The sequence below is a fragment of the Micromonospora sp. NPDC051006 genome, assembly GCF_044456245.1.
Taxonomy (GTDB): Bacteria; Actinomycetota; Actinomycetes; order Mycobacteriales; family Micromonosporaceae; genus Micromonospora.
Map to the genome: position 1 here is coordinate 61,307 of NZ_JBITFP010000027.1, position 12,429 is coordinate 73,735.

The window sequence follows — 12,429 nt, forward strand, 5'->3', positions numbered from 1 at the left end:
TCGCAAGGGAGGGGTAGGGGTGCCGGATCAGGTGACGCGGCGCAGCACCGCCGCGCCGACCGCGGCCTCGGTGTGCGCGACGAGTTCCTTCAGCGGCGCGGGCAGCGCCGGGATGAGGACGTTGAGCCGGTGGTGGGCGCGCGGCCCGGCGCTCCACAGCACCTCGCGGGAGAGCCCCGCGGCCACGATCAGGCCGAGCAGCAGCGCGTCCGGGACGCTCGGCGGCTCGGGGCGGTCGAGCAGGGCGCGCAGTCGGGTCGCCGGCCAGGCCACCGCGTTCAGGTCGACCGGCAGATAACTGACCGAGGTTCGCAGCAGCCGGCGGGTCTCCTGGCGGCGCAGCACGCCGGCCCGGGCCAGCCGCTCGCCGACGGAGGCGACGGAGGTCTGGGCGAGGAAGCTCAGCCAGGTGCGGACCGCCTGGTGCTGCGGTTCACCGACCAGTTGGTCGAGCACGGTGTGTGCCAGCGCGTCCGCCGGCGGGCGCCGGTCGAGCACGGTGACCAGCCCGTCGGCGACCATCACGTGTCCATACAGGAGCAGCTCACCGAGCAGGCCGGCGGCGAGGCCGAGCCCGTTCGCGGCCGGGTGGAGTTTCGCCTTGCCCCGGCTGTCGTTGTGGGCGATCAGGAAGAACTCGTCGGCGATGAGCAACGGTCCTCCTGAGCAGGGGTGTCCACAGTGATCCGCGACCGGGAAAGGATGCACCCGCCGCTTTCGCAATGCAACTCCCACTTTTGAAAGTTGCACTGCGTGCTCATGCGACCTGCGGATCTTGCCGTGGCAGACTCGCACGGTGACCGCCAGCCCTACGGTGCGCCGCCGCCGCATCGCCCGCGAACTCCGTCAGCTCCGTGAACGGGCGGGCATGACCCTCGATGTCGCCGCCCGCCAACTGGACATGTCGAAGAGCAACCTGTCCCGGATCGAGAACGCGCAGATCGGCATCAAGCCGCGCGACGTGCGGGCCGCCCTCGCGCTCTACCAGGTGACCGGGGCCGACGCGGAGGCGCTGATCGAGATCGCCCGCGGGGCGCAGCAGCGCGGCTGGTGGCAGACCTACAGCGACGTGCTGCCCGAGTGGTTCGAGTTCTACGTCGGACTGGAGGCCGAGGCGGCGCAGCTGCGCACGTACGAGGCCGAGTCGGTGCCCGGCCTGCTGCAGACCGAGGCGTACGCCCGGGAGATCTACCGGCGCACCGCCGGCGAGGAGGGCCTGGAGCGCAAGGTGGCCGCCCGGCTGCACCGGCAGAACGTGCTCCGCCGGGACGACCCGGTGCGGCTGTCGGTGGTGCTGAACGAGGCGGTGCTGCTGCGCCCGGTCGGCGGCGCGGTCGTGATGGCCGAGCAGTTGGTCCACATGGGTCAGGTCGCCCAGTTACCCAACGTGACAATCCAGGTACTTCCATTCAGCGCTGGCGGACACCCTGCCATGAGCACTCCGTACGTCGTCCTGAACTTCCCCGACGCCGCCGACGCGTCCGTGGTTTACCTGGATAACCTCACGTTAGGGCTGGCCTTGGAGGAAGCCGATCATGTGCGCGGGTATAGCCTGGTGCACGAGGAGCTCTGCCGGATGGCACTGGATCCGGCGGCGTCGTTGACCCGCCTGGCGGAGGCTGCTCGTTACTTTGCGTGACCCGCCTGACGCGGCACGCCAGCCCAGACGGGGGTACCGCGAATGAACGCGCTCGAGAAGAACCCGGTGCCTTGGCGCACCAGCTCCCGCAGCAGCGGTAACGGCAACTGTGTCGAGGTCGGCCCGACCGCCGGCCGGGTCGCGGTGCGGGACAGCAAGGACCCGTCCGGCCCGGTGCTGGTCTTCCCGCCGACGGCGTGGCGCGCCTTCGTCGCCGGCGTCGACGGGGTACGCCCCGACTGACCCCGCCGGGGCCGGTGCGAGACTGGGCCGTGCTCTCCGACGTACGCCTGGACCTGCCGGTGCGGGCGGTGCTGCCGGCGACGGTCGCGGCCCTGCGCGCGGGCGGCGCCGCCGTCCTGGTGGCCCCGCCGGGCACCGGCAAGACCACGCTCGCGCCGCTGGCCGTCGCCGACGAGGTCGACGGGCGGGTCCTGATCGCCCAGCCCCGTCGGGTGGCAGCGCGGGCGGCGGCCCGGCGGATGGCCGACCTGCTCGGTGAGCGGGTCGGCGGCCGGATCGGCTACGCGGTCCGCGGCGAGCGGCGGGTCGGCCCGGACACCCGCGTCGAGGTCGTCACCACCGGGCTCCTGGTCCGCCGGTTGCAGCACGACCCCGAGCTGCCCGGCACCGGCGCGGTGCTGCTGGACGAGTGCCACGAGCGGCAGCTCGACGCCGACCTCGCGCTCGCCTTCGCGGTGGAGGCGCGCGGCGCGCTCCGCCCCGACCTGTGGCTGCTGGCCATGTCGGCCACCCCGCAGGCGGACCGGTTCGCCGCGCTGCTCGGCGGCGCGGCCACCCCCGCCCCGATCGTCCGGGCGGAGGCCGCGCTCCACCCGGTCACCCGGATCTGGGCGCCGCCGCCCCGGCCGGTGCTCGCGCCGGGGGCCGGCCCGGTGGACCGCGCCCTGCTCGACCACGTGGCGGCGACCGTCCGCCGGGCGCTGCGCGAGCACGAGGGCGACGTGCTGGCCTTCCTGCCCGGGGCGGGTGAGATCGCCGCGGTCGCCCGTCGACTGGCCGACCTGCCCGAGACCGTCGAGGTGCTGACGTTGCACGGCCGCCAGCGCGCCGCCGAGCAGGACGCGGCCCTGCGCCCACGACCATCCCGGCCCGGCAGGTCTGACGGCGCGGCGCGCGGAGGACCGGACGCCGCCGGCAACCGCCGGGTGGTGCTGGCCACCGCGGTCGCCGAGAGCAGCCTGACCGTGCCCGGGGTGCGGATGGTGGTGGACGCCGGGCTGAGCCGGGTGGCCCGGATGGACCTGGCCCGCGGCCTCGGCGCGCTGGTCACCGTGCCGGTGTCCCGGGCCGCGGCCACCCAGCGCGCCGGCCGGGCCGGCCGCGAGGCGCCGGGATACGTCTACCGCTGCTGGTCGGCGGCGATCCATGAGCGGCTGCCCGCACAGCCGGAACCGGAGATCGCCACGGCGGACCTCACCGGCTTCGCCCTGGACCTGGCCGCCTGGGGCCGCCCGGACGGGACCGGGCTGGCATTGCCCGACCCGCCACCGACGGCGGGGATGACGGTCGCCCGGGACACCCTCACCACCCTCGGCGCGGTCGACGCGGCGGGCCGGATCACCGGACGGGGTCGGGCGATCGCCGCCGCGGGAGCCCACCCCCGGCTGGCCCGGGCGCTGCTCGACGGTGCCGACCGGGTCGGCGCCGACCGGGCGGCCGAGGTGGTCGCGCTGCTCGCCGAGGACACGGTCGCCGGCCCGGGCGACGATCTGACGGCCGCCTGGCGCCGGCTGCGCGACGGAGTCGACCCGGCGGCCACCGCGCGCTGGCGCTCCGAGGTACGCCGGCTGCGCGCCAGCCTGCCCGCGGCGACCGGCGGCACCGGAGCGAGGTCCACCGCGGACACGGGCCGGGACGCCGAGCAACCCGACCGGGGCGGCACCCGACCGGCGCGCCCACCGGGATCGGCCGGCGCCGGCGGCCAGCGACGGTCCGGCTCGCAGTGGCTGCCGGATGACCTCGCCGCCGGGCTGCTGGTCGGGCTGGCCCACCCGGAACGGCTGGCCCGGGTGCGCCGCCCCGGCGGGTCGTCGTATCTGATGACCGGGGGCACCGAGGCGGAGCTGACGCCCGGGTCGGGGCTGGCCGGGTCGCAGTGGCTGGCGGTGGCCGTGGCCGACCGCTCCCCCGGCGCGCCGAGCGCGCGGATCCGGCTCGCCACCGCGCTCGACGAGGCCACCGCCCGGGAGGCGGGCGGGCCGCTGCTGCGCACGGAACGGGAGGTCGGCTGGTCCGGCGCCGACGTGGTGGCCCGGGAGGTGGTCCGGTTGGGCGCGGTCGAGCTGGTCGAGCGCCCGTTGACCCGCCCGGACCCGGCGGAGGTCGGCGAGGCCCTGCTGACCGGGCTGCGTCGCACGGGGCTGGGCCTGCTGGACTGGACCCCGGCTGCCCGGGCGCTTCGCGAACGGCTGGCGTTCTGCCGGCACGCGCTCGGCGACGAGTGGCCGGACGTCGACGACGCCGCGCTGCTCGCCGCCGCGCCGGTCTGGCTGGGTCCGGAGTTGGCCCGCGCGCGGCGCCGGGCGGACCTGGCCCGGGTGGACGTGGCGGCCGCCCTTCGCCGGCTGCTGCCCTGGGCCCTGGCGGCCCGCCTGGACGAGGTCGCGCCGGAGCGGCTCACCGTGCCCACCGGCTCCCGGATCCGGGTGGACTACGCGGACCCGGCCGCGCCGGTGCTGGCGGTGAAGTTGCAGGAGACCTTCGGCTGGCGGGACGCTCCCCGGATCGCGGGTGGGCGGGTGCCCGTGCTTTTGCACCTGCTCTCACCGGCCGGCCGCCCGGTCGCGGTCACCGCGGATCTGGCCTCCTTCTGGCGGGTGGGCTATCCGCAGGTCCGGGCCGAGCTGCGGGGTCGCTATCCCCGGCATCCCTGGCCGGAGGATCCGAGCACCGCGACGCCGACCCGGCACGCCACCCCGCGCAGACGCTGAGCCGCCGTCACTCCTCGACGACGTCGGCGACGACCACCGTGACGTTGTCCGGGCCGCCGGCGCGCAGCGCCAGGTCGATCAGCCGGCGGGCGCACTCGGCCCGGTCCGGATGTTCCGCCAGCACCTCGGCCAGGGTGTCCGGACGGACCACGTTGGAGAGGCCGTCGCTGCACAGCAGCCACCGGTCGCCGTCGCGGGGCACCATCGTCGCGTACGACGGGGAGACCTCGTCGCCCTGCAGGGCCTGGGTCACCACGGCCCGCCGCGGGTGGCTGCTGGCCTGGTCGGGAGTGATGAGGCCCTGGTCGACCAGCATCTGCACGAAGGTGTCGTCCCGGGTGATCTGCTTGAGCACGCCCTCGCGGTAGAGGTAGGCGCGGGAGTCACCGATGTGGGCGAGCGCCAGGCAGCTGCCGGTCCGAGCGAAGAGCAGGGCGGTCAGCGTGGTGCCCATGCCCTGCCGCTCCGGATCCTCGCTGACCGCCTGGCGGATCCGCGCGGTGGCCAGCTCGATGCCGCTCTGCAGGGCGGCCACCAGTGCGTCCTCCGGGGTCTCGACGTCCAGCGGCGCCACCGCGTCGATGGTGATCGCGCTGGCCAGGTCGCCGGCCGCCATGCCGCCCATGCCGTCGGCGACGGCGACCAGCCAGGTGCCGGCGTGCAGGGCGTCCTGGTTTCCGCTGCGGATCAGCCCACGGTCGCTCGTTCCCACGGAACGCAGCTTCAGGGTCATGGGAGGCAGCCTGCCAGGCGAAGGGCGCAGTTGTCTCTAGGAGATCACGCCGACGCCGCGTGGCGCGGCGAATCTCACTGTCCTCCACCGACTTCCCGGCGTCACGGATCCTGGCAGTTCATCCAGCAGGATCGATTGACAGCGCCGCCGACCACTGGAAACATCGACCGGAAAGCTGGGAGCGCTCCCAGTTCACCTGCGGCCGCCACCACCGATCCGCCCACCGTCCCGGAAGGACCCCCCGTGAAGCCATCCCGACGCCGCCGCGCGCTGCTCGCTGCGGCGACCATCCTGGCCCTCACCGGCGTCGGCGCCGGCCCGGCCCAGGCCGAGCCGCCACCGGACGCACCGGAACAGATCGACAACGGCGACTTCAGTACCGGCATCGCCCCCTGGTTCTCCTACGGAACCGGCCCGCTCGGGATCACCGACGGCCGGCTCTGCGCCACCGTCCCCGGCGGGCTGGCCAACCCGTGGGACGCCGGCATCGGCCAGGACGGCGTGGCGCTGACCGCCGGCGCCGAATACACCCTCGCCTTCGAGGTCTCCGCCAGCCCCGGCACCCCGGTCACCGCGGTGCTGCAACTGGGCAGCGCGCCCTACACCGGCTACGCCAGCGTCACCGTCACCGCCGGCGGCACGGCCCAGCGGGTCGAGCGGACCTTCACCGTTCCGGACGACAACCCCTCCGCGCAGCTGATCTTCCAGGTCGGCGGGAGCGCCGACGAACAGACCGCCTGCCTGGACAACATCTCGCTGCGCGGCGGCGAGCCGCCCGAGCCGTACGAGCCGGACACCGGGCCGCGGGTGCGGGTCAACCAGGTCGGCTACCTTCCCGGCGGGCCGAAGAACGCCACCGTGGTCACCGAGGCGACCGGGCCACTGCCCTGGCAGCTGCGGTCCGCCTCCGGCGCGGTGCTGGCCAGCGGCAGCACCGACCCGCGCGGGGTGGACCTCGCCTCCGGCCAGAACGTGCAGAGCATCGACTTCTCCGCGTACCGCAGCCCCGGCGCCGGGCTGACCCTGGTGGCCGACGGCGAAACCAGCCACCCGTTCGACATCTCCGGCACCCTCTACGACCGGCTGCGCGCCGACTCGCTCCAGTTTTTCTACGCCCAGCGCAGCGGCATCGCCATCGACGGCGAACTGCTCGGCCCGCAGTACGCCCGCCCGGCCGGGCACCTCGGCGTGGCGCCCAACCAGGGCGACACCGACGTGCCCTGCCAACCCGGCGTCTGCGACTACCGGCTCGACGTGCGCGGCGGCTGGTACGACGCCGGCGACCACGGCAAGTACGTGGTCAACGGCGGCATCGCCACCTACCAGCTGCTGAACGCGTTCGAGCGGACCAAGACGGCGGCCACCGCGGACGGCGGGACCGCGCTCGGCGACAGCACCCTGCGGGTGCCCGAACGCGGCAACGGGATGCCGGACATCCTCGACGAGGCCCGATGGGAGCTGGAGTTCCTGCTGCGCATGCAGGTGCCCGCCGGCCGGCCGCTCGCCGGCATGGCCCACCACAAGATCCACGACCGGAACTGGACCGGCCTGCCGCTGGCGCCGCAGGACGACCCACAGCCGCGCGAGCTGCATCCGCCGTCCACCGCCGCCACCCTGAACCTGGCCGCCACCGCGGCCCAGTGCGCCCGGCTGTACGCCCCCTACGACGCCGCGTTCGCCGCCCGCTGCCGCGCCGCGGCCACCACCGCCTACGCGGCGGCCAAGGCCAACCCCACGCGGTACGCGAGCCCGACCGACAGCACCGGCGGCGGGGCGTACGACGACTCGAACGTGACCGACGAGTTCTACTGGGCGGCGGTGGAGCTGTGGCTGACCACCGGCGCGCCGGCCTACCTGGCCGACCTGAGCGCATCGCCGCAGCACACGGCGGACGTCTTCGACCCGAGCGGCTTCGGCTGGCAGGGCGTCGCCGCGCTGGGCCGGCTCGACCTGGCCACCGTGCCGAACGCGCTGCCCGCGGCCGAGCTGGCCCGGGTGCGCGCCTCGGTCACCGCCGCCGCCGACGAGTACCTCACCGAGCTGGGCCGGCAGGCGTACGGGCTGCCGCTGCCGGGCGACGCCGGGAGCTACGTCTGGGGCGGCAACAGCAACATCATCAACAACGCCGTCGTGCTGGCCACCGCCTTCGACCTGACCGGGGACGCGCGCTACCGGGACGGGGCGGTGCAGGCGGCGGACTACCTCTTCGGCCGCAACGCGCTCAACATCTCGTACGTGACCGGGTGGGGCGAGCACGCCGCGCAGAACCAGCACAGCCGGATCTTCGCCCACCAGCTCGACCCCGCCTCGCCGAACCCGCCCGCCGGTTCGTTGGCCGGCGGGGCGAACGCCGCCCTCCAGGATCCGTTCGCCGCGCAGCTGCTCGCCGGCTGTGCGCCGATGTTCTGCTACGTCGACGACATCAACTCGTACGCGACCAACGAGGTGGCGATCAACTGGAACTCGGCGCTGGCCTGGATCGCGTCGTTCCTCGCCGACCAGGGCGAGGCGGGTGCGGTGCCAAGGGCGACCTGCGCGGTCACGTACACCAACCACGGCACCTGGCACGGCGGCACCGGGTTCACCGCCCAGGTGACCCTCCGCAACACCGGCGCGACGGTGGTGAACGGCTGGGCCGTCCGGTTCGCGTTCACCGGCGACCAGAAGGTGCGCGAGGCGTGGCTGGCGAAGGTGACCCAGGCCGGCGCCACGGTGACCGCCCGGAACGAGTCGTACAACGCCCGGATCAACCCCGGCGGCACGGTGACCTTCGGGTTCAACGCGACCACCGGCGGCGGCGCGAACCCACCTCCCGGCCTGGTCACGCTGAACGGCACCAGGTGCGCATCGTCCTGAGCACACCCCGCCCCGGCGCGACCCCGGTCGCGCCGGGGCGGACCCGTGCTGGCGGACCCGGCCTACCGTTCCGGTCATGGACGCCTATCTGTGGCTCGCGACCGGCGCGGCGCTCGCCCTCGCCGCAGGGGTGGTGATGTTGGCGGTGCGACGACGGCGACGGCGGGCCCGGGCCGGCCGGGATGAGACGCTGCGGATCGCGCGCCAGGCGATCCGGCAGAGCCGGCGGGACGTGGGCCGCCGCTCCCGGGGCAGCACCCGGGGCAAGGGCTACGGCGGCAACGACGGTCTGGCCACCGACGCCGGCGTCACCAGCGAGTCCGGCGGCGCCCCCTGACAATCGGCCCGGCACGGCCGCCCACGCCGGCCCGGACACGTGAGGCCGGCGGCAGTGACCCGGCGGGGCGCCGGCCGGCTGTGACCGGCGTCGCGCCCGTCGGGCACTCCAGAGCCGACGGTGCGGACCTACGGTCGAGCCATGCCCGGTCCCGCGCGTGCCGCCGTCCGTAGGCGACGCTGATGGCCTCGCCGGTACCGACGCCCGGGCACCTGCGCACCCTGGCGTCGGCCACCCTGGCGAACACGGTCGGGCTCGGCCTCTGGCTCACCGGCTCCGCGCTCTATCTGACCCGGATCGTCGGGCTGAGCCCGGCCGAGGTGGGTGCGGGCCTGACCGTCGCCGGGTTGGTCGGGCTCACCGCGAGCGTGCCGCTGGGCGCGCTCGCCGACCGGTACGACCCGCGTACCCTGCGGGCCGCGCTCCAGCTGCTACAGGCCGCCGTCGCCGCGTCGTACCTGCTGGTGGGCTCGTTTCCGGTGTTCCTCGCGGTGGCGGTGCTGGACGCGCTGCTGGTCTCGGGCAACCTCGCCGTCCGGGCGGCGCTGGTCGCCGCGGTGGGCGGTCCACAGGGGCGAGTGCACGCCTTCGCCACCCTGCGCGCGGTGGCCAACCTCGGCATCGCGCTCGGCGCCGGGCTGGCCGCGTTCGCGCTCGCGGCGGACACTCCCGTCGCGTACCACCTGCTGGTGCTCGGGAACGTGGCGAGCTATCTGGTCTCCGTGGCGCTGATCATGCGGCTGCCGGCGTTTTCGCCGGCCCGCGTCGCCGGCGGGCCGCCCCGGGTCGGCCGCGCGCTGAGGGACGGGCCGTTCCTGGCGGTGAGCGGCGCGTCGGCGCTGCTCTCGCTGCACTGGGTGGTGCTCACCCTGGTGCTGCCGCTCTGGGCGGTGAACCGGGCCGGGGCGCCACCGGTGACGGTGTCGGCGGTCCTGCTGGTCAACACGGTGCTCACCGTGCTGCTCGCGGTCCGGCTGAGTCGCGGCGCCCGCAGTGCCCTGCCGGCCGCCCGCACCATGCGCCGCGCCGGGCTGGTGCTCGCGGCGGCCATGCTGCTCTACGCCGCCGCCGGCGGCGCGTCACCCGGTCTGGCGATCGGGCTGCTGCTGCTCGGCACGGCCGTCTACACCGTGGGCGACCTGTGGCACGGCACGGCCGGCGCCGGGCTCGCCTACGAGCTGGCCGATCCGGCCGCGATCGGCGCCTACCAGGGGGTGGACGGGCTGCTCACCGGCCTGACCCGGACGGCCGGCCCGGCCCTGCTGACCTGGGCGGTCCTCGACGGCGGCGGCGCCGGCTGGATCGGGCTGGTCGCCCTCTTCGCCCTGGTGGGGCTGCTCGTGCCGGGGCTCACCCGGTGGGCGCTGCTCACCCGGCCCGCCGGTGCGCCCGATCGTGACGCGACGCCGTCGGCCCGGCTCGCCACGGCGACGGCCGGGCAGGATGACGCCGAGCATCCACGGTCGTCGTTGTAGGAACATGTCAGCCATGACCGCTGCGCAGCACCTGACCATCCGGCCCGGTGACCCCACGGATGCGCCCGCCGTCCTGCGACTGCTCGACGACGCGACCGCCTGGCTGGTGGCGCAGGGCCGGACCGGCCAGTGGGGCACCGAGCCGGCCTCGGCGGATCCCCGCCGGATCGCCCAGGCGGACACGTGGGCCGGGTCGGGCGGGCTGTGGCTGGCGGTGCTCGGCGAACGCCCGGTCGGCGCCCTGGTGGTGGGCGCGGCCACCGAATACGTGCCGGCCGCCACGGAGCCGGAGTTGTACGTGAACCTGCTGGTCACCGATCGCGCGTACACCGGGCAGGCGATCGGGGGTCGGTTGCTGGCGCACGCCGCCGAGCTGGCCCGCGACCGTGGCGTCGGGCTGCTCCGGGTGGACTGCTACGCCGGCGGCGACGGCGCGCTGGTGCGGTGGTACGAGCGGCAGGGCTTCACCCGCACCGACCCGTTCACCGTCCGGCGTCCGGGCCGGGAGCCGTGGCCCGGCCAGGTGCTCGCCCGCCGCCTGCCCTGACTCCCGTCCCCGTCCGCCCGCGGCGACGGCTCAGCCGATCTCCTCGTCCACGAAGCACCAGCGCCAGGACTCCCCCGGCTCGACGGAACGCATCACCGGGTGCCCGGTCTGCTCGAAGTGCTTGGTCGCGTGCCGGTTGGGCGAGGAGTCGCAGCAGCCGACGTGCCCGCAGCTGAGGCACGCCCGAAGGTGCACCCAGTCGGCGTTGCCGATCGCCACGCAGTCCGGGCACTCCCCGGTGGCCCGCGGCTCGGCCGTGCCGGCCTCGGTCAGATGCTGGCAGCTCATTCGCCACCCTCCTGCTTCAACAACGATTCCTCCAGGTCCAGATCACGATAGGCCCGCACGAGCACCTCCTCGGGGATCCGGCCGGTGTCCCGGGCGACCCGGAACACCTCCCGCTCGGCGTCGATCATCTCCTGCCGCAGTCGGCCGTACGCCTGGGAGGGGGTCTCCCGTTCGGCGCTGCCGAGACGCTCCCAGGCCATGTTGGTGCGATCGTCCACCGCCCGGCGCAGCCGGTTCACCACCGGCTCCGGAGCGCTGTCGGCCAACTCGTCGAGGCGTTCCCGGGCCGCCCGGCTGGCCTGCTGCTGCACCCCGGCGGCGGAGAGCGCGTCCTGGACCGCGTCGTCCGGGGGCAGCTTGAGCCGTCGCGCCACCGCCGGCAGGGTGGCGCCCTGACCGACCAGGGTCACCACGATCACCGCGAAGGCCAGCCAGATGAAGAGCGCCCGGGGGTACGGCGCCCCGTCGGCCAGGGTGAGCGGCAGCGCGAGCGCGGCGGCCAGGGTCACCACGCCGCGCATCCCCGCCCAGCCGACCACGGCCGGATACTTCGCGGGCTTGGCGAGCTTCGCCTCGCCGCGCCGCAGCCGGGGCACCAGTCGGGTGAGGTAGGTCACCGGGAAGAGCCAGACGAAGCGGGCCACGATGACGACGCCGAGCACCGCCGCGGTGACCCCGACCACGCGACCGGCCGGCTCGTCCAGATCCTGCAGCACGTCGGGCAGTTGAAGCCCGACCAGCAGGAAGACCAGCCCCTCCAGGAGGAACCGGACCAGCCGCCAGACCGCGCCCACCTGAAGCCGGGACGCGGCCGACAGCAGTCGCGGCAGCTTGTGGCCCAGGGCGAGCCCGGTGACCACCACCGCGACCACTCCGGAGGCGTGGATCTCCTCGGCGGTGAAGACCACCGCGAACGGGATGATCAGCGACAGCGCGTTGTCCAGCAGCGGATCGCTGATCCGCTTGTGCACGAAACCGAAGACCAGCGCGCCGAGCGCGCCGATCAGCACGCCACCGCCGGCCGACACGAGCACCTCCCTGGTCACCTCGGCCACCCCGACCGCCGAACCGACAGCGGCCAGGACGGCGACCCGGAACAGCACCAGCGCGGTGGCGTCGTTGAGCAGGCTTTCGCCCTCCAGGATGGTGACCACCCGACGGGGCAGCCCGATGCGGCGGGCCACCGCCGTCGCGGCGACCGCGTCCGGCGGGGCGACCACCGCGCCGAGCGCCAGGCAGGCGGCGAACGGCACCGCGGGCAGCAGCAGATGCAGCACCAACCCGACCGCGACCGCGGTGAAGAGCACCAGCCCGACGGCGAGCAGCAGGATCGGGCGCAGGTTGTGCCGGAACGCCGGCACGGAGGTCTCCAGCGCCGCCACGTAGAGCAGCGGCGGCAGGATCCCGACCAGCACCAGCTCGGGTTCGAGCCGGACGTGCGGGAAGCCGGGCACGAAGGAGAGCACGAGGCCCACCACCACCAGGACGATCGGCGCCAGCAGCCCGAGCTTGCGGGCCAGCGCGGCGCCGAGTGTCGCGACCGCCAGGAAGACGACGACCTCGAAGAGTCCCTCCATGGGGTAGGAGCCTAGGCGGCGCG

Annotated in this window: 11 protein-coding genes; 7 read left to right on the plus strand and 4 right to left on the minus strand. The window is 75.0% G+C overall.

The window, feature by feature from the left end:
* Positions 1 to 27: 27 nt before the first annotated feature.
* The gene (locus tag ACIBBA_RS29225; protein WP_396701447.1) at positions 28 to 654 is read right to left on the minus strand and encodes a GPP34 family phosphoprotein; all 627 of its coding nucleotides are present in this window, start codon (positions 652 to 654) and stop codon (positions 28 to 30) included.
* Positions 655 to 796: 142 nt separating this feature from the next.
* Here ACIBBA_RS29225 and ACIBBA_RS29230 point away from each other — a divergent pair, with 142 nt between their 5' ends.
* Genes ACIBBA_RS29230 through ACIBBA_RS29240 form a run of 3 tightly spaced genes read left to right on the plus strand, consistent with a single transcriptional unit; the run spans position 797 to position 4,593 of the window.
* On the plus strand, positions 797 to 1,639 hold the full coding sequence (locus ACIBBA_RS29230) for a helix-turn-helix domain-containing protein (RefSeq protein ID WP_396701449.1): 843 nt from the start codon (positions 797 to 799) through the stop codon (positions 1,637 to 1,639).
* 42 nt (positions 1,640 to 1,681) lie between these two features.
* Positions 1,682 to 1,882: a DUF397 domain-containing protein gene (locus ACIBBA_RS29235; protein WP_396701451.1), complete on the plus strand. Its 201-nt coding sequence runs from the start codon at positions 1,682 to 1,684 to the stop codon at positions 1,880 to 1,882.
* A 29-nt stretch (positions 1,883 to 1,911) separates the two neighbouring features.
* Positions 1,912 to 4,593 (plus strand): ATP-dependent RNA helicase, encoded by a 2,682-nt coding sequence (locus ACIBBA_RS29240; protein WP_396701498.1) that lies wholly within the window; start codon positions 1,912 to 1,914, stop codon positions 4,591 to 4,593.
* A gap of 7 nt (positions 4,594 to 4,600) precedes the next feature.
* Here ACIBBA_RS29240 and ACIBBA_RS29245 read toward each other — a convergent pair whose 3' ends face one another.
* The gene (locus ACIBBA_RS29245; protein ID WP_396701453.1) at positions 4,601 to 5,326 is read right to left on the minus strand and encodes a PP2C family protein-serine/threonine phosphatase; all 726 of its coding nucleotides are present in this window, start codon (positions 5,324 to 5,326) and stop codon (positions 4,601 to 4,603) included.
* Positions 5,327 to 5,569: 243 nt separating this feature from the next.
* Between ACIBBA_RS29245 and ACIBBA_RS29250 the strand changes: the two genes are divergently transcribed.
* The 4 genes from ACIBBA_RS29250 to ACIBBA_RS29265 all read left to right on the plus strand — a co-directional run bounded on the left by ACIBBA_RS29250 (position 5,570) and on the right by ACIBBA_RS29265 (position 10,541).
* A complete protein-coding gene (locus tag ACIBBA_RS29250; RefSeq protein ID WP_396701455.1) occupies positions 5,570 to 8,182 on the plus strand; it encodes a glycoside hydrolase family 9 protein in 2,613 nt (870 codons plus the stop codon).
* Between the two features lie 76 nt (positions 8,183 to 8,258).
* Positions 8,259 to 8,519 carry a hypothetical protein gene (locus tag ACIBBA_RS29255; protein ID WP_396701457.1) on the plus strand — a complete coding sequence of 87 codons (261 nt, stop codon included), beginning with the start codon at positions 8,259 to 8,261 and terminating at the stop codon, positions 8,517 to 8,519.
* A 182-nt stretch (positions 8,520 to 8,701) separates the two neighbouring features.
* The gene (locus tag ACIBBA_RS29260; RefSeq protein WP_396701459.1) at positions 8,702 to 9,994 is read left to right on the plus strand and encodes an MFS transporter; all 1,293 of its coding nucleotides are present in this window, start codon (positions 8,702 to 8,704) and stop codon (positions 9,992 to 9,994) included.
* 13 nt (positions 9,995 to 10,007) lie between these two features.
* Entirely contained in the window at positions 10,008 to 10,541 is a 534-nt protein-coding gene (locus tag ACIBBA_RS29265; protein ID WP_396701461.1) for a GNAT family N-acetyltransferase, read from the plus strand.
* A 30-nt stretch (positions 10,542 to 10,571) separates the two neighbouring features.
* Here the strand turns inward: ACIBBA_RS29265 and ACIBBA_RS29270 are convergent, their stop codons facing one another.
* On the minus strand, positions 10,572 to 10,829 hold the full coding sequence (locus ACIBBA_RS29270; protein ID WP_396701463.1) for a UBP-type zinc finger domain-containing protein: 258 nt from the start codon (positions 10,827 to 10,829) through the stop codon (positions 10,572 to 10,574).
* Positions 10,826 to 12,406 (minus strand): Na+/H+ antiporter, encoded by a 1,581-nt coding sequence (locus ACIBBA_RS29275; RefSeq protein WP_396701465.1) that lies wholly within the window; start codon positions 12,404 to 12,406, stop codon positions 10,826 to 10,828. The genes ACIBBA_RS29270 and ACIBBA_RS29275 overlap by 4 nt, the downstream gene beginning before the upstream one ends.
* Positions 12,407 to 12,429: the final 23 nt, after the last annotated feature.

Bases quoted from the DNA above. Each gene is read 5' to 3' on its own strand.
- ACIBBA_RS29235 (WP_396701451.1), top strand. From the start codon at position 1,682: ATGAACGCGCTCGAGAAGAACCCGGTGCCTTGGCGCACCAGCTCCCGC.
- ACIBBA_RS29245 (WP_396701453.1), bottom strand. From the start codon at position 5,326: ATGACCCTGAAGCTGCGTTCCGTGGGAACGAGCGACCGTGGGCTGATC.
- ACIBBA_RS29255 (WP_396701457.1), top strand. From the start codon at position 8,259: ATGGACGCCTATCTGTGGCTCGCGACCGGCGCGGCGCTCGCCCTCGCC.
- ACIBBA_RS29260 (WP_396701459.1), top strand. From the start codon at position 8,702: ATGGCCTCGCCGGTACCGACGCCCGGGCACCTGCGCACCCTGGCGTCG.
- ACIBBA_RS29265 (WP_396701461.1), top strand. From the start codon at position 10,008: ATGACCGCTGCGCAGCACCTGACCATCCGGCCCGGTGACCCCACGGAT.
- ACIBBA_RS29270 (WP_396701463.1), bottom strand. From the start codon at position 10,829: ATGAGCTGCCAGCATCTGACCGAGGCCGGCACGGCCGAGCCGCGGGCC.
- ACIBBA_RS29275 (WP_396701465.1), bottom strand. From the start codon at position 12,406: ATGGAGGGACTCTTCGAGGTCGTCGTCTTCCTGGCGGTCGCGACACTC.